The sequence below is a fragment of the Kiloniella sp. genome (assembly GCF_048270245.1).
Lineage (GTDB): Bacteria > Pseudomonadota > Alphaproteobacteria > Kiloniellales > Kiloniellaceae > Kiloniella.
This window is the reverse complement of record NZ_JBLWTH010000001.1, coordinates 426468-442678: the sequence shown is the minus strand read 5'-3', so window position 1 is coordinate 442678 and position 16211 is coordinate 426468. Positions and strand designations below refer to the sequence as shown.

Annotated in this window: 16 protein-coding genes; 5 read left to right on the top strand and 11 right to left on the bottom strand. The window is 46.2% G+C overall.

What is annotated here, in order from left to right; all coding sequences use genetic code 11:
* The first annotated feature begins 79 nt into the window (after window positions 1-79).
* Window positions 80-613: a PAS domain-containing protein gene (locus tag ACN0W5_RS02060; RefSeq protein ID WP_417452599.1), complete on the top strand. Its 534-nt coding sequence runs from the start codon at window positions 80-82 to the stop codon at window positions 611-613.
* A 71-nt stretch (window positions 614-684) separates the two neighbouring features.
* Here ACN0W5_RS02060 and queF read toward each other — a convergent pair whose 3' ends face one another.
* The 4 genes from queF to queC form a co-directional block, all read right to left on the bottom strand.
* Complete coding sequence (gene queF / locus ACN0W5_RS02055) at window positions 685-1152, bottom strand: preQ(1) synthase (protein WP_417452598.1); 468 nt, start codon at window positions 1150-1152, stop codon at window positions 685-687.
* 85 nt (window positions 1153-1237) lie between these two features.
* The gene (queE, locus tag ACN0W5_RS02050; protein WP_417452597.1) at window positions 1238-2026 is read right to left on the bottom strand and encodes a 7-carboxy-7-deazaguanine synthase QueE; all 789 of its coding nucleotides are present in this window, start codon (window positions 2024-2026) and stop codon (window positions 1238-1240) included.
* Window positions 2023-2379 (bottom strand): 6-carboxytetrahydropterin synthase QueD, encoded by a 357-nt coding sequence (gene queD / locus ACN0W5_RS02045; protein WP_417452596.1) that lies wholly within the window; start codon window positions 2377-2379, stop codon window positions 2023-2025. The genes queE and queD overlap by 4 nt, the downstream gene beginning before the upstream one ends.
* A 3-nt stretch (window positions 2380-2382) precedes the next feature.
* Entirely contained in the window at window positions 2383-3138 is a 756-nt protein-coding gene (gene queC / locus ACN0W5_RS02040; protein WP_417452595.1) for a 7-cyano-7-deazaguanine synthase QueC, read from the bottom strand.
* A 338-nt stretch (window positions 3139-3476) separates the two neighbouring features.
* On the opposite strand from queC, the gene ACN0W5_RS02035 reads away from it, so the two are divergent.
* Complete coding sequence (locus ACN0W5_RS02035; RefSeq protein WP_417452594.1) at window positions 3477-4928, top strand: NAD-dependent succinate-semialdehyde dehydrogenase; 1452 nt, start codon at window positions 3477-3479, stop codon at window positions 4926-4928.
* A gap of 238 nt (window positions 4929-5166) precedes the next feature.
* On the opposite strand, the gene ACN0W5_RS02030 is transcribed toward ACN0W5_RS02035, so the two are convergent.
* From ACN0W5_RS02030 to ACN0W5_RS02015, 4 genes are all read right to left on the bottom strand, one after another.
* A complete protein-coding gene (locus ACN0W5_RS02030) occupies window positions 5167-6132 on the bottom strand; it encodes an esterase/lipase family protein (protein WP_417452593.1) in 966 nt (321 codons plus the stop codon).
* Complete coding sequence (locus ACN0W5_RS02025; RefSeq protein WP_417452592.1) at window positions 6125-6790, bottom strand: TetR/AcrR family transcriptional regulator; 666 nt, start codon at window positions 6788-6790, stop codon at window positions 6125-6127. The genes ACN0W5_RS02030 and ACN0W5_RS02025 overlap by 8 nt, the downstream gene beginning before the upstream one ends.
* Before the next feature lie 123 nt (window positions 6791-6913).
* Window positions 6914-7828, bottom strand: coding sequence for a pseudouridine-5'-phosphate glycosidase (locus ACN0W5_RS02020; protein WP_417453114.1), 915 nt, complete (start codon window positions 7826-7828; stop codon window positions 6914-6916).
* A gap of 40 nt (window positions 7829-7868) precedes the next feature.
* Window positions 7869-8795: a carbohydrate kinase family protein gene (locus ACN0W5_RS02015; protein WP_417452591.1), complete on the bottom strand. Its 927-nt coding sequence runs from the start codon at window positions 8793-8795 to the stop codon at window positions 7869-7871.
* Between the two features lie 209 nt (window positions 8796-9004).
* Between ACN0W5_RS02015 and ACN0W5_RS02010 the strand changes: the two genes are divergently transcribed.
* Window positions 9005-9490 carry a DUF2946 family protein gene (locus ACN0W5_RS02010; RefSeq protein ID WP_417452590.1) on the top strand — a complete coding sequence of 162 codons (486 nt, stop codon included), beginning with the start codon at window positions 9005-9007 and terminating at the stop codon, window positions 9488-9490.
* 99 nt (window positions 9491-9589) lie between these two features.
* On the opposite strand, the gene ACN0W5_RS02005 is transcribed toward ACN0W5_RS02010, so the two are convergent.
* From ACN0W5_RS02005 to ACN0W5_RS01995, 3 genes are all read right to left on the bottom strand, one after another.
* Window positions 9590-10480, bottom strand: coding sequence for a GNAT family N-acetyltransferase (locus tag ACN0W5_RS02005; protein WP_417452589.1), 891 nt, complete (start codon window positions 10478-10480; stop codon window positions 9590-9592).
* Window positions 10467-11459 (bottom strand): MDR family oxidoreductase, encoded by a 993-nt coding sequence (locus tag ACN0W5_RS02000; protein ID WP_417452588.1) that lies wholly within the window; start codon window positions 11457-11459, stop codon window positions 10467-10469. Before ACN0W5_RS02000 ends, ACN0W5_RS02005 begins: the two co-directional genes overlap by 14 nt.
* A gap of 155 nt (window positions 11460-11614) precedes the next feature.
* Window positions 11615-12748, bottom strand: coding sequence for a dimethylsulfoniopropionate demethylase (locus ACN0W5_RS01995; RefSeq protein ID WP_417452587.1), 1134 nt, complete (start codon window positions 12746-12748; stop codon window positions 11615-11617).
* Window positions 12749-12806: 58 nt separating this feature from the next.
* Here ACN0W5_RS01995 and ACN0W5_RS01990 point away from each other — a divergent pair, with 58 nt between their 5' ends.
* Complete coding sequence (locus ACN0W5_RS01990) at window positions 12807-13808, top strand: LysR family transcriptional regulator (protein WP_417452586.1); 1002 nt, start codon at window positions 12807-12809, stop codon at window positions 13806-13808.
* Between the two features lie 380 nt (window positions 13809-14188).
* Entirely contained in the window at window positions 14189-16132 is a 1944-nt protein-coding gene (locus tag ACN0W5_RS01985) for a methyl-accepting chemotaxis protein (protein ID WP_417452585.1), read from the top strand.
* Window positions 16133-16211 lie beyond the last annotated feature (79 nt).

Sequence of the window (16211 nt, the reverse complement as noted above, 5' to 3'; positions counted from 1 at the left end):
TACAGACACTAACCATAAAAAAATATATGAACATGTCTAGGCGCGGCAGGAAATAGAGCCAACCAAACAGGATCCTGTATTGATAGCAACTTTGAAAAAACTCCATAACTATTGGAGTGAGAAAAAAAGGCGTCGCCCCTTTCCTGCTAGAGACGATTTAGACCCTATTGATTTCCATTATGCCCTTGGTGATGTCTCTCTGATTGACGTTGATCAACCAGAAAGCTGTCAAAGCCCTGTATACAAAATCCGTTTACTCGGTAGTAACATTCAAGAACGCATTGGTGGCTCATATACTAATCGTAATCTTGAAGAGTTTCCAGAGGCTGGGTCTTTACGAAAAATGCGTATCGCATACCAAGAGGTATTAAAAACAAAAGAACCCCTAGCTTATACCAGTTGCTTCAAAACCGGAGAAAAAAAACAGCCATTCATCTGTTGTGTATGGCCTCTTTCAAGCGATGGAGAAAAAATTAACATGCTACTCTGTTGCCGGGAACATATCATCGATCGTTCACTTTTGACAGATCAAACGTCTCAATTTAGCGCATCAAAAACATGGCCTTATAGAGAATGGAGCACCTCGCCTCTGTTTTCTTCACTTACTCAATAATCAATTAATATCATAACAAAGAAGGCCCTGTACAAATAGTACAGAGCCTATAGATACGAATAGAACTTCGTTTACCCGCGCCCACGATAAGGGGGAACCCCCTGATCCGGAATCCAAATGCCTTCTGGCGCCGGGCCTGACTGATAGAAAACGTCAATCGGAATACCCCCACGTGGATACCAATAACCGCCGATACGCAACCACTTTGGTTCCAAAAGCTCTTCAATACGTTTGCCAATGGAAACAGTACAGTCTTCATGAAAAGCACCGTGGTTCCGGAAGGATCCCAGGAAAAGCTTGAGCGATTTACTTTCCACCAACCAATCACCGGGTACATAATCGATCATTAGGTGAGCAAAGTCCGGCTGCCCCGTAATAGGACAAAGAGACGTAAACTCTGGCGCGGTAAAACGCACAACATAACCAGATCCCTTTTGCGGATTGGCAACACGTTCCATCACGGCTTCTTCCGGGTTATCTGGCAACTTACTGTCCCCACCCAGCTGAGTGAGATTTGAATAGATGCTTTCTTCTGTCATTTCTTTTCAAGCTCCGTTGTTCAAGAGCAGCCACCTTTTTTGTATGGGTGGCCAAATTCATATTATTAATAAGATCTCGACGAGATTAAACGCCGCGTTCATTACCCCAAATCAACACATGCAGTTGCGGTAAGACAGTCGCGTCGTACCATTCGTCTTCAACCACCTTGTCTATGAGCCACCGCATCCGATCCATAACACCCGACATATCGATTGTAGGTTCTGTTTCTTTCACCGTTCCCGGCGTATGGTTCCCAGGTTGTAGATACATCCGTAACCTCGGGAACCGTCGGTGCACTTCTTTGGCATAGGCATAATCGCGATCATCAAAAACCACCACTTTCATAATGGTTTCTGTATCAGAACCAGCCGCAGCCACACAGCTCGCCAATAGATCCCAATCTGTTTCCATTTCAGACGACGGCGGCTTCGGACTTAGCGTCAAATTATCCAGCTTTGAAAACCAGTCTTTGACCACGCTACCCTGTGTTTCCAAGGCGAAGCGATAGCCTTGTTCGTTCCCCAAATCAATCAGAGCACCGAGCGGCTGAATAGCCGGATTGCCCCCGGACAACGAGACAAGCAACGGCTTGCCACCAGATAGTGACGCAATTTCCGACATGATTGCAGTCGGTGACATTGGCTTCCACTGATCGCGAAAACTTGAATCCACGGCATAGAGCGTATCACACCAACTACAACGATAATCACAACCACCCATCCGTACAAACACGGTGGGCATACCTGTTAAAGCACCTTCGCCCTGTATGGTTGGGCCAAAAATTTCACTGACGCGGATTGTCCGTGCATTAGGGGACCCATCGGAAAACACTTTCATGCTCGATGTGTTGTCGTTTGATGTTTCGGTAATCATGGTCTGTACTCAGCCCATGTTTTGGGCGTCTCACTCACCCGAAGAGCTGTGACTTCTGACCAGCGTTCAAGTGACCAATCAAACAGGTGCTTGGCCAACCGCTCGGCTGTGACATTATCATCACCAAGGACTTCATTGAGATGCCGATGATCCAAGACATCATCGATGTATTGTTTCAGCTCGCTTAATTCGAGGTAATCACGAACAAACCCCGCCGAATTCAACGTCTCGCCTGAGAGTTCAATTTCAACGATATAGTTATGACCGTGCAACCGTGAACAGGGGTGCCCTTCGGGAACCCCCATCAGCTGATGGGATGCTGAAAAGGCAAATTGTTTTGATATGCGGTACATCCATCAAACTCCCTTGGCTTTTTCAACGGCTTCAAGCCAATAGTCAGGATCTTGATAGATTGTCGGATCTTCCACCTTAGCAACATGAAAGGCTTCGCGACGCTCCACACAGGTGCCGCAACGACCACAATGATGTTCATAACCTTTATAACATGACCATGTATCCTCAAAAGGAACCTTCAGACGGCTGCCCTCTGCGGCGATGTCACTTTTGGGAAGATGAACAAAAGGAGTGTAAAGCTTTACAGCCGCGTAGCCATCCAGCGCATGGTGCTGCATTTCTTCGAAAGAATCAATGAAAGCAGGGCGACAGTCGGGATAGATAAAATGATCTCCCCCATGCACCGCAGCGGCAACAGCGTCTGCATTCTCAGCAGCCGCAGCACCAAAGGCAATTGCCAACATAATTGCATTGCGGTTCGGCACAACCGTAACCTTCATGCTTTCTTCTTCATAATGTCCGTCAGGCACATCAACATCGTCCGTAAGGGCAGAGCCAGACAGCAAGGCCCCAACATTGGCGATATCAATAACGTTGTGCGGAACACCAAGACGTTCTGCACAGCGGCGGGCATAATCGAGTTCTTTCTTGTGACGTTGACCGTAGTCGAAAGATATCAAGCGCGTCAACTCAGCCTCCGCAGCAACCTTGTGCGCAAGCGTAACTGAGTCCAAGCCACCTGAACAGATGACGAGTGTTTTCATTCGTTCCAATCCTTGTTTTTCTACCGGGTAGGCTGCGACCGGGGAGCCTGACATTGCGCGGATGGCTCCAGTTTCGATTTAAATCGCGCACCCCGATATACCCCAGAAGAAGAAAAAAGCAAAGGGCAGGAGCAATTCCTTAATCGAAGATCACCTATGCGAGTGCATCAAAAGCACCATTTTTCTTTAAAAGCGCCTTATAAAGGCATCCGTAACATTAAAAATATAAGGGACAAGCTGCGAAGAATCCTATCCAAGCACAAACCGTCTCAATTCCGGTTTGTGGCCCTAAACAAAATTTTATACTGGGCCGTTGTCCTCTAGCAACGCCTATGGGTATGATACCTCCTCTTTTGATTATCTATCCTCCCCTTTAAATCCTCGAGGCCAGTATGGAACTTAAAGACCCCTCTTTGTTACGTGATAAATGCTACATCAATGGCGCATGGGTTGATGCCGACAGTGGTGAAACCTTTGCTGTAACTAACCCGGCAAATGGTGATATTCTGGCTTCGGTTCCCAAGATGGGCGAAACAGAAACCCTGCGCGCCATTCAAGCCGCCGAAGAAGCCTTTGGCCCCTGGAAAGACAAAACCGCCAAAGAGCGGTCACAAATCATGCGCAAATGGTTCGAGCTAATTATGGAAAATCAGAGCGACCTTGCGCTATTGATGACACTTGAACAAGGAAAGCCGCTGACCGAAGCAATGGGTGAAGTCGCCTATGGCGCAAGCTTTGTTGAATGGTTTGCCGAAGAATGCAAACGCACCTACGGCGATACTATTCCAGAACACTTACCTGGCAGACGCCTTGTGGTGACAAAAGAACCAATTGGTGTTGTCGCCGCCATTACCCCGTGGAACTTTCCAATTGCCATGATCACCCGCAAGTGTGCGCCGGCAATTGCTGCGGGCTGTACCGTTGTCATCAAACCTGCTGAAGACACGCCTTTGAGTGCTTTCGCGCTGGCAGAACTCGCCGAACGCGCAGGTATCCCCAAAGGGGTGATGAACATTGTTTCCGGCATTCCCCAGCAAATCGGCAAGGCACTGACCGAAAGCAAAGCCGTCAGAAAACTCACCTTTACGGGTTCGACACCTGTCGGAAAACTTCTCATGAAACAATGTGCTGATACGGTCAAAAAGACTTCTATGGAACTCGGCGGCAATGCACCTTTCATCGTTTTCGACGACGCAGATCTGGATGCTGCTGTCGAGGGTGCGATGATGAGTAAATTCCGCAATGCAGGACAAACATGCGTCTGCTCAAACCGTATACTGGTACAGGAAGGTATCTATGAAGCTTTTACGCAAAAGCTAATTGAAAAGACTGCTGCGCTCAAAGTTGCCCCTGGTACAGAAGATGGTGCGCAACAAGGACCACTGATCAATGCAGCGGCATCAAACAAAGTCAGCGAACTTATCGAGGATGCCATCAGCAAAGGTGCAAAAACTGAAATCGGTGGAAACCCACATGATCTCGGCGGTACCTTCTTTGAACCGACAGTCATCACCGGGGTGACCGATGACATGCGTATTTTCAGCGAAGAAATCTTCGGCCCAGTTGCGCCTCTCTATAAATTCAAAACCGAAGATGAAGCCGTTCAAATGGCAAACGATACGCCTTTCGGTCTTGCCGCTTATTTTTACAGCCGAGATATCGGGCGGGTATGGCGTGTCTCTCGCGCCCTAGAATACGGTATCGTCGGCATTAACGAAGGCATTATTTCAAACGAAGTTGCCCCCTTTGGTGGCGTCAAGGAAAGCGGTGTCGGCCGTGAAGGATCCAAATACGGTATGGAAGACTTCCTTGAAATCAAATACCTCTGTATGGGCGGTATTTAACATTTATCAGCTACAATCGATAAAAAGGGGCTCTCGAGCTCCTTTTTATTTGAGATTTCGACTCTTCGTGAAAAACAAATAATTGATCGTCCCGTAACACTTGGCCACTACAGGCAAGGTTAACAGCTTGTCCAAAGCCTTGTCTTTCATCATACGCCACTGTCGAAGTTCAGGCTGATTTTGGGACGAACTGCGACGAAACAGAAATATCAACCAAAGAAGAATAGCTATTGTCATATTAAAGAACTCCATTCTCTAGTGTTGAGCCAATTAGTTTTCCCGATTTGAAATATCGCAGAGCTGCATCGACGACGGCATTACGATTACATAACGATGAATGAAGCCCGGGCAAAACCAGTACTTGATCGCACCCAAGCAGCCGGGCCTCTGCGACTGAAACCACTCCGTCATCATCACCAGGTAGAAACGGATTGTACCCTTCGCCATCCGATTTCCCCCCGGCGATTATCGCAGTCTCACATTCAGGCATCGGTATTTTCTGTACAGAATCAGGTACAAGTTCCTGTCCCGATTTTCCGTAGATGATTTTATAAAACGCCAACTGTTTGACCCATACAGCAATGGCAGAGCCCTGATTAGGCGGGGCAATCATTAACAAACGGCCAATGTTTATACGTGCTTTCCAGGATGTCAGGTTTGCCAAAAGCTGCCTGACAACCAAGCCCCCCATGGAATGAGTAATAAACGAGACCGCTTTAATATCATTACGACGGGATAAGATTCGCGCCAGCTGATCCGCATGTTCGTGAATAAATGCTCTGGTAGAGGGATAGGTAATCGCAGCGACTTCATATCCTTCATCCGCAAAGACACGCTTCATCTTTTGAAAAGTATCTCCTGAACGGGTGATGCCATGAACCATCACCAGCAAATGAACGCCTTCAGTATCAGGATGAACAGGCGGTATAATTTGTTTTTGAACTTTATAGTGCTCAAAGACAGAGAAACAATCTTCAAAGGTACCCCACGCCTGCCGCTTATCATCAGGGTCCAACAAACGGAAATGACCGCTGTAAAGATTGAACTGTATGCGCCAACTGGCATAGATGAATTCATCCCGCCAGAACTGCTTTCCCCCCAAAGTTGGCAACTGAATATTAATCGGTATGCCTTCATTCGACCGTAAGTTTTCTGTCGCGAATTCCATTCCCTGACGCAGGTATTTTTCAATACTGTCAATCATCGGACTCACCTCCGATGTTGTTTGGAATATTGCCTAAAAAGCCCTTGTGATCTTTAAGGCCATTTAAGAAAGTTGTTATCAGCAAGCTACACACTTTGTATGAAGACTGACTTATGACCACACCCAGTTTCTTTTTATCGGCAAGCGATATGATCCCATGCAGACTAGACCATAGTGTTGCAGATATTTCTCTTTGCTCTTCAGACGTTATCCCCGGTAAAATCGGACGCAATGCCTCGTCAACAAGGTTCAACAACATCGAAACCTTTTGGTCATACCATTCAGGCAATGTCTCATCACTTGCCGGAATATGATCAAAAAGAAGGCGCCACAGGCTTCTGTTATCGTCAATAAACGCCAGATATCCAACCAGAAGCTTCTCTATATTTTCGTTAACAGCCCCAAGATCCTTTATCTCATTCATCGGCAGCCTAGACAGATTGTCATATAAACGTTCCAGTGTTCTACCATTCAACGTAAGAATAAGCGCATCGATGTTTGCATAAACATTATAGAGCGTACCGGGCGCATAACCTATTTTTTGCGCAATCTTTCGGGCAGAAAGCTCCGATAGTCCGCCAGTCACCACCAACGCCTCAGCAGCATCAAGAATCATTTTTTTCAATTCATCCGGACTGTGATCAACACGACGTGCCATCTGGTAAGCCTTTTTGTTTATAAAACTACACACACAATAATGAACACCGTTCAGAATTCAAGAAAAAAATAACGCCACAGATCAATTTAAGACAAGTGGCGCTATATTATTCTAAGAAAGTGATCAGCTTAACCGACTTAAATCTTTAGCAATATTTGCCGCCAACACCGCATTGTTTTTTACAAGCGCGATATTGGATTCCAAGCTATGCCCTTTGGTCAATTCAACGATTTTGCCAAGCAGATAGGGCGTAATCGCCTTCCCAAAAATCCCGTCTTTGGTGGCACTATTCAAAGCAGATGCAATCACGCTATCCATTTCAGACCTGTCCATTGCATGGCTTTCGGGAATTGGGTTGGCGATCACGGCGCCCCCTTGATACCCAAGGTCTTGTTGTACCGCCAGCATACCGGCAATCTCAGATGCAGAATCTGCTGTTAAAGGTGCATCCAAACCGGAATCACGACAATAAAAGGCAGGGAACTTGTTTGTTTGGTAACCAACAACAGGAACGCCTCTGGTTTCTAGGAATTCAAGTGTTTTTGGTAAATCCAAAATAGATTTTGCCCCGGCACAAACAACTGCGACAGGCGTTTTTGCCAATTCTTCCAAGTCCGCAGAAATATCAAAATCATTTTCTGCTCCCCGGTGAACACCACCTATGCCCCCCGTGGCAAAGACAGAGATGCCAGCCATTGCTGCACAAATCATCGTTGCCGCTACAGTTGTGGCCCCGTCACCTTTTTGAGCAACGAGCAAGGGCAGATCCCGGCGTGATAGTTTCGCAACATTCTCGGCTTTACCAAGTTTTTCCAACGCGGCTTCATCCAGGCCAATCCGGATAACACCATCAAGCACAGCGATCGTTGCCGGTACGGCGCCCTGCGCACGAATCAGATCTTCGACTTCACGGGCCGTCTCCACATTTTTTGGATAGGGCATACCATGCGCGATAATGGTGGATTCCAAAGCAACAACGGCTTTTCCCTCTGCAAGGGCATTCGCAACTTCAGGGGCAATATTCAGGTGTTTTTGCAATTTCGGATTCATACTTTTACCAATAACTTATTTTTAGAGTTCAAGAGCCAATAACGTCCAGAGAGAGATCTCGCAAGTTCTCAGATGTCGCGCCCTGATCTTTAAGTGTAATTCTCGCGGCATCGAGGCCTCTCTTCAAAGCCACTTCAGGGGTATAGCCCATTGAAATTCCGCTAAGAGTACCTGCGATTAATGAATCACCGGCCCCAGTAACATCTACGACATCGACTTTTCTTGCTGGAAAATGTTTATGACTCTCCTTCTTAAAGAAATAGGCACCGTGTAAACCAGCTGAAATCACAACGGACTTGGCTCCTCTCGCCGTCAATTCAAAACCTGATTTCATAATATCAGTTTCCGTCTTGATTTCCTGTTCGGTCAGAACGCTTGCCTCATCGACATTGCAAAACAAGATATCAAGGCGATTGATGATTCGATCAAGCTTTCGAGCCTTGGCAACTGATACCGCATCAGCGGCTAGGAATTGTTCCGGGACGCGCCGCTCAGATAATGCAAGCAAGACATCAATAGGCATGTTGGTATCAACAAACCAGATAGGATACCCAGACAAACGCTCTTTCAGATTTTTAAACATCTCGGGTCTGAGCTGGTCATAAATTTCCATATCGGCCAGACCAAATGCCAACTCACCATCTGGCTGCAAAACAGCTGTGTAAGTTGCCGTCGAAAAATCTACCGATCTCGGCAGTGACAATACATCCAACCCATCAGCGCTAAATTTCTGTTCTAGCGCATCGCCAGCCACATCCTGTCCCCAATAACTTAACAATCCGGAATCAATGCCCAGCCTGTTAAGATTCATCGCAACATTATGTGCAACCCCACCGGGGTATCGGGAAACAGTAACGGGGTTAGACGTGCCTTGTCGAACCGATGTGTGACACTGAGATCGCACATCCCAATGGGCCGCACCAATACAAAGCACTGATTTGATTTTAGTTTTCAACAAATTAACTCACGAGAAAAAGCTTTAGGGCTGTTCAGGTTGCCGTTTTACCCAGAAACAATCTTACAATACCAGAAAATGTTCTCTCATTTGATCAATATCAATGTCTGCCAATCGATATTCCTTATGATGAAAGCTGAAAATAGCTGTCATATATTTGGCCAGTTCATTTTCATAACTGTCACGTAAGCATTATTAAAGAGGCTCTTGTGCTAAACAACACGAAAAAAGCGACAAAAAGAAAGAGCGGCATCTCACCCCGCCTTTCGTACCGTCGTCGTTTTTTTGCGTTCACAGCAATACTGTCTCTATGCTTACAAATTCTCATCCCGCTGGAACAGAGTTGGGCAAACCCACCGCAGGACTTGGATATCAATTCAGAAGATGTTTTTGTTATCTGCACACCAAGTGGACTCAGAGTTCTTTCCTTAAACTCTGCAAAAGATGGCGAACCAATTGAAAGTACGCTGGATATTTCTTGTCCGGCCTGCTCATTGGCTTCGGTAACCCTTGCTCCTCTACCTGTCAGTGATCCCGTTCTATACCAAACCAGTTTTGCTATAGCGGATAATCGGTTCGAGCTATCAGACATCCCTCATGATCGACCAGCGCCACGACCACCGACCAGAGCCCCACCGAAACAGAATATATTTAAATTACATACTGAAGTCCTAATAAGGTCAAAGACTGTGTAAACTTAACGTTTCGCAGTCTTTGGCTTTTCTTGTGCCCCCTTTAAGCACCTCCGCAAAACAACATCATCCATAACCCCTTTAAGGCTGCTATAGAAGCACTTAGGCATAGGCTTGGCTCATAATCGACCAATAGTGCTCTCGACACCCAGGGAAGGTATTATTACGGATCATTGCCGGAGGATTAGCAATCAAACGAAAACCTAATGAAGGTAATAGTCCATGCAAGGCTTGTTGATCTTCAGGAACATCAATGCGTAGTTCTTTATCGGACCGTTCAGCAATATATCTAATCATTGCCAAGGCTGTATCACTATCAGGCGCAACCATTGGCCCCAAATGATGTTGTTCCCGCTGTGGCGTGGCAAGAATAAACCCAATCACCTCGCCCTGTTTATTCTCGGCAATGACTGCATAATCAGACTGAGAATACCTTAGCTCGAACAAACTACCTCTGTTTGCACCAAGTGCCTTTGCATCCATGCCAATAACATTCTCAAGGTCATTTGCATGCATCGCCCGTAGCGCAACTCGACGCTGATTTAGAGGAAAATCTGGTAACGAACTCTTTTTTAGAAACTGTTTCGGAGAACCAAAAAATTTGCGTATCCGTCCGGCAACTTCATATCCGCACTTTTTATAAAGTGGCTCGCCCGCTTCAGTGGCGATCAAACACAGTGTCCGCCCTTTTGCAATTTCGTGATCATGCAAGGCATCCATTACTGCCCGACCATAGCCTTGTTTCTGATTTTCCGGACGCACCATGATCATCCCGATCGACGCCAATTCAGAGCCGTATGGGAAAAGAGCACCAGTGGCGATTATCTTCCCTCGCTCATCTCTGGCCCCTAAAAAAACACCCACCTGAAGCATGACCTCAAGATCTTTCACGACATGCGTCCAGCCAAGACCTTCAATTAAGTCCAAAATTGCGGGGACATCATCAAGAGTTAATGATTTAAATGAAAATGCTTTGGCTTTATCCATTAACATCGACAACAACACGCCCTTGAACAGCACCTTTCAAAATCGCAGCTCCCAAATCAGGCAAATCATTCAGGGTCGCATGCTGAACCATCTTTTCTAATTTCCCCATGGGTAGGTCCGAGACAACTCTCTGCCAGGCTCGTTGACGATTTTCAAAGGGCTGCATAACTGAATCGATACCCAAAAGATTCACGCCACGAAGCAGGAAAGGAATAACCGTTGCAGGTAACGCCGCCCCGCCAGCAAGGCCAACAGCAGAGACCGAAGCACCATATTTCATCTGGCCGAGAACACGGGCGAGCATTGCCCCGCCGACGGCATCAACACACCCCGCCCATGTTTCGCTTTCAAGCGGACGCTTCACTGTTTCGTTCAATTCCTCCCGGGCTACGATCCGGCTTGCGCCAAGCTCTTTGAGGTAGTCTGCAGTATCAGGCCGCCCGGTAACCCCAGCAACACCATAGCCAAGATTAGCTAGAATAGAGGTGGCGACAGAACCAACACCACCCGCTGCCCCCGTGACAAGAATCTCTCCCTGATCGGGCTTCAGACCATGATCTTCAAGGGCCATAACAGCCAACATTGCCGTAAACCCAGCAGTTCCAACTGCCATTGCCTGTTTTGTACTCAAACCATCTGGTAATGGCACCAACCAATCAGCCTTCACCCGCGCCTTTTCTGAATAGCCACCCCACCAGGATTCACCAACACGCCACCCGGTCAGAACAACTTTGTCCCCCGTTTTATAACGCGCATCATCTGATTGCTCGACCGTTCCTGCAAAATCAATTCCCGGAATATGGGGGTAGTTACGAACCAAACCACCGTTACCTGTAATACAAAGGCCATCTTTATAATTCACGGTGGAATACTCTACCGCCACCGTTACATTTCCCTCAGTAGGCAGACTACTGTTTTCCAGCTCTTTAATTTCGGAACTAACAACACCTTCTTCGGACTTATCAACAACAAGAGCTTTGAACATAATTACTCCTTAAAAATCTACTGTGGCCAGTTGGTTTGTTTGCGCGCCGAACTTACGGCCGGATCCGTGAACATAGTTGAACCACGAAAGAGTACTGTGCCCTGTAAACAACTGAAAGAGAGAATTTTTACAAGGCCTGCGAGAGACGCCAAACCCTATTCCATCGGAAAAGAAGCAATTCGGGCTTCGCGAGAACCGAACGGAGTCTGCACAAAAACCGTTTCATTATTTTGCCAGTACTCCTTGGCAATCGTTGCAATTGCAAGAAAAGCACCGTGTCTGATGGAATCACACCCCGATGTCAGTTTACCAATTTGTTGCTCTGCCTTATCGAACACGGACCAGTTTTCAAAAACGCCTGTATTAAGGTTCTCAGAAAACAACAAATGACATACCTTCCTTTGCAAACCTTGATCTTTTTCTTTTTGCAAAGCGTCTCTGGCAACAAAATCAATATCTGCTTCAAGGTTTACATATTTCTCTAACCCGCACTCAAAGGGGGATGTTCCCATCGTCATATCGTTACCATAAGACAATAGGCTGCCTTCCACCCGCTCGATAGCGTTTGGACAGCCTGCACGAATATCGAATGCCTGTCCTGCTGCCCAGATTTGATCCCAGAGCTGAAGTGCAAGCTCTTTGCGGTCCAGATAGATCTCAAAACCACCTTGTTTTGACCAGCCAGAACGTGCGACCACCATATCATGGCCTTCAAACGCCATTTTTTCAAAGCGGAAAAACCTGATGTCACGAACCTTATTACCAAAAACCGCAGCCATCACTTCTTCAGCTTTGGGCCCCTGAACTGCTAAGGGATATACGTCCGGTTCAAATACCTTCACGTCCAGATTGCCCCCCCGGGCAAGTCCTTTTGCCCAGAGCATGACATCGCTATCAGCAATGGATAACCAGAATCTGTCTTCCGCCAATTTTAAAATAATCGGATCATTAACCATTCCGCCGTCTTCATCGACGAGGGGTGCGTAAAAACACTGACCATATTTCGCTTTCGACAAATCACGACAAGTCATCAACTGTGTTAGACGAGCCGCGTCAGGACCTTTGATCTCGACCTGTCGTTCACAGCTCACATCCCAAATCTGCACAGCCTCGCAAAGATGTCTGTAATCTTCTTCAACACTTCGGAAAACTGTTGCTAACAACATATGATTATACACCGTATAGGCCGTTATTCCACAGGCCTCGACACGATCGGAAAACGGGGTCCGCCGCACACGTGTTGTCGGCGAAAGCACCGGTACTGGCGAAAGCACAGGTATAGAAGTCATAATATTTAATTCCTAATACGAAATCCAAAACACTCAAAAAATTTCAAGGCGTATTTTCTTGTCCAGAAAGAAAACAGATGCGCCCGAACCTGTGAAGGCATATAAGATTCATATCATCATCAATTATTTCGATAATAAAATGCGTGACCTTCCCCCTCTTAAAGCTTTGAGAGCTTTTGAAGCCTGTTACCGTCTTCGAAGCTACACCCGAGCAGCAGAAACACTTAATGTCGGACAACCCGCGATCAGCCATCAAATTCGGCTTTTAGAACAAGACTTGGGCATCAAGCTCTTTATCAAAAAAGGGTCATTGATTTCCGCAACCACCGAAGCTGATGACTATTATCAGGAAATTTCTCAGGCTTTGGGAAGAATTGCGGAAATTAGTCGTAATCTCCGCGACAGAAGTAACAGAAGGGCACTTAATCTCGCAACGTACCCCGGCATCGCCGCCTACTGGGTCCTTCCAAGATTACATGACTGTCGAGAACAAACAAAAAATCTGTCGATAAAAATCACAACGATAGACAAGGAACGAGATATCAATTGGGATCAGGTCAATTGCGCCATTTTGTTTGGAACCGGTAATTGGCCCGGATATGAATGTCAAAAACTGATTTCTGAAGACGTACTTCCGGTAACAGCACCATTTTTGGCAGAACAGTTGGCCCCCTATTCACCAGAAAAAATACTAACGACGGCCTCCCTTATTCATCTGGAAGATACTGAACGAAGATGGTTTGACTGGTCGGACTGGCAAAAAGAGTTTGCTCCGAATGTAAAGTTACCTTCAGATAGTATCGCCGTTACAAATCACGGCCTAGCCATACACCAAGCACTTCAGGGGCAGGGAATTGTTCTGGGCTGGACACAGATCATTCAAGATTTGATCGAAGGTGGGGCCCTTGTTCCACTCCATAATAAATCTCTAACATCAGAGCGAGGATACTGGCTTGTTGCTCCCAAAAATTTCTTTAACAGCGATGCTGGCAGGATAATAAATCATATCCTGACGACTGAAGAGGCCCGTCAGAACGCTTGTTCTTTTCCAACTGTCTAAGTCCGATATTTCCTCAAATAGGTAATAAAAATTCACAACAAAGATATGGACAATCTGGCTGCAAAGGACTTTTTCGCGAAAACAACGGCAAAAACAACACTACTTTTTATAAAATAATGAATTTACCCGTTTCCAACTGGTATCTTTGCGCAGTCATAACAAACAAGGAATAGTAAAAACCAAAACCAGCTTAAACATCAGAAATAAAATAAAAATCACCTTCAGTAATTATCGACACCCACCTCAAACTTTACTCTTCATCAAGAAATAGTACTTCGATTTAATTAAAAATTTTATCACTTTTTTTATACATTCAAGAAATAATAGCTTTCAGTTACCGATAGATGATCGAAAATATTGGTTATTAGGAGACTGGAACTATGTCCTTTAACATCGGAAGTAGAATTTTAGCCGCAGCAGCCCTGATTGTTGTTGTTACCTTCTCTGCTTTTATTTTGTATTTTGATTTCAATCAGAATAGTGAAATTCGCATCTCCTTGAAATCCAACGTCAATGAAACCGGTGCCTTAGCAACAGCAGGAATTTCAAACTGGATTGGTGGACGCCAAGCCCTTATTGAAAATGTGGGGCAAAATATTCTTTCAAATCCTGCCTCTGAAAATATCAGCACCCTTGTTAATCGAAAGGTACTGAACGACACCTTCATGTTTACCTATTTTGGTAGCAAAGATGGTACAATGACGATGTACCCGACTGAGTCCCTACCCGAGGACTATGACCCCCGTACTCGACCTTGGTATAAAGATGCTGTTAGCGCAAAATCCAGCACACTAACAGAACCCTATGAAGATGCCTCTAACGGTAACTTAATCGTCACAGTGACCACGCCAGTTATAGACGGTAGCAATGTCCTTGGTGTCGCAGGTGGTGACATTGAAATCACCACCCTTGGTGATCTTGTTCGTTCCGTAGACCTAGGGGGTATCGGTTATGCTTTTATGGTCAATGACCAAGGAACCATCTTGATACACCCAGATAAAGAATGGACCTTAAAGCCTATTGCTGAAGCTTTCCCAGAAGATACACCTACGGTAAGCGCAGAAACAACTGACTTCACAGAAAACAGTGGCGATACCATGTTTGCCTTTTTCAAGGTTGATGGACTTCCCACTGTTAACTGGTATCTCGGTCTGGCAATTGATCGGGATGCAGCTTTCCAGGCTCTTACAAATTTCCGCATAACAGCCATCATAACAGCAATTGTCGCCGTGCTCGCCATTATGGGCCTCCTCGGCATCCTTGTCCGCCAATGGGTTTCCAAGCCAGTTCTAGGCATGACAGATGCAATGACGAACCTTGCTAGTGGAAATCTGGACGTCGAAATTCCTGGTAACGATAAAAACGATGAAATCGGTTCTATGGCGGCTGCCGTTGATGTCTTCAAAACCAACGCGATTGAGATGCGACGACTGGCAAAAGAAAATGAGGAATCAACAGAACGACATGCGCGTGACCGCCGGGAAACGTTAAATAAAATGGCTGATTCATTTGAACAATCTGTCCTGTCCATTGTTGAAGCTGTTGTTCAAGCATCAGCCAACACTCAGGATGTTGCCAGTCAACTAACCGCAAGCGCAGAGGAATCCAACGCCAGAACACAAGCGGTTTCCAATGCTGCGATTGAAACCAGTCAGAACGTACAAACTGTTGCAGCTGCAACAGAAGAGCTTTCTGCGGCCATCCGAGAAATCGGCGTTCAAGTAACCCAATCAATTCAAGTTACCGGGGAAGCTGTCGACGGCGTTAACCGAACCAATGGAACCGTGACTGAACTTGCAGGGGCTGCCCAGCGTATTGGCGAAGTCGTGAAGCTGATTTCTGATGTAGCAGGCCAAACCAACCTGTTGGCACTTAACGCCACAATTGAGGCGGCAAGAGCAGGAGATGCAGGAAAAGGCTTTGCTGTTGTTGCATCCGAAGTGAAAACGCTTGCGAACCAGACCGATCAAGCGACAGGTGATATCCAGACACAGGTTGACGGTATTCAAGGTGCGAGTAGCCAATCAGTGCAAGAGATCACCAACATCAGTTCAACAATCGAACGCATGAACGAGTTTGCGAATGCAATTGCCGCTGCCATTGAAGAACAAGGAGCTGCGACACAAGAGATTTCCAACTCAGTGCAAAAAGCAGCTGCCGGCACGCAAGAAGTATCCAGCAACGTAGAAGTTGTGACAAAGGCATCTTCTCAAGTCAGTGCTGAGGCAAATAACCTGTTGCAATCTTCTCGTGAGATGCAGTCCATGGCCGAGAACTTACGTACTGAAGTACAGAGCTTCTTAACCACAGTACGAGATAGTTAATCCCCTCTTCTCACAATCGCTCAAATCAAACAGGCCCTGCTTAACAAAAGCAGGGCCTGTTTCGTTCGTTTACCAATTT

Excerpts from the sequence above, each read along its gene's own strand:
- queF (WP_417452598.1), bottom strand. The coding sequence starts at position 1,152 with ATGACAGAAGAAAGCATCTATTCAAATCTCACTCAGCTGGGTGGGGAC.
- queE (WP_417452597.1), bottom strand. The coding sequence starts at position 2,026 with ATGATTACCGAAACATCAAACGACAACACATCGAGCATGAAAGTGTTT.
- queD (WP_417452596.1), bottom strand. The coding sequence starts at position 2,379 with ATGTACCGCATATCAAAACAATTTGCCTTTTCAGCATCCCATCAGCTG.
- queC (WP_417452595.1), bottom strand. The coding sequence starts at position 3,138 with ATGTCAGGCTCCCCGGTCGCAGCCTACCCGGTAGAAAAACAAGGATTG.
- ACN0W5_RS02035 (WP_417452594.1), top strand. The coding sequence starts at position 3,477 with ATGGAACTTAAAGACCCCTCTTTGTTACGTGATAAATGCTACATCAAT.
- ACN0W5_RS02030 (WP_417452593.1), bottom strand. The coding sequence starts at position 6,132 with ATGATTGACAGTATTGAAAAATACCTGCGTCAGGGAATGGAATTCGCG.
- ACN0W5_RS02025 (WP_417452592.1), bottom strand. The coding sequence starts at position 6,790 with ATGGCACGTCGTGTTGATCACAGTCCGGATGAATTGAAAAAAATGATT.
- ACN0W5_RS02005 (WP_417452589.1), bottom strand. The coding sequence starts at position 10,480 with ATGTTAATGGATAAAGCCAAAGCATTTTCATTTAAATCATTAACTCTT.
- ACN0W5_RS02000 (WP_417452588.1), bottom strand. The coding sequence starts at position 11,459 with ATGTTCAAAGCTCTTGTTGTTGATAAGTCCGAAGAAGGTGTTGTTAGT.
- ACN0W5_RS01995 (WP_417452587.1), bottom strand. The coding sequence starts at position 12,748 with ATGACTTCTATACCTGTGCTTTCGCCAGTACCGGTGCTTTCGCCGACA.
- ACN0W5_RS01985 (WP_417452585.1), top strand. The coding sequence starts at position 14,189 with ATGTCCTTTAACATCGGAAGTAGAATTTTAGCCGCAGCAGCCCTGATT.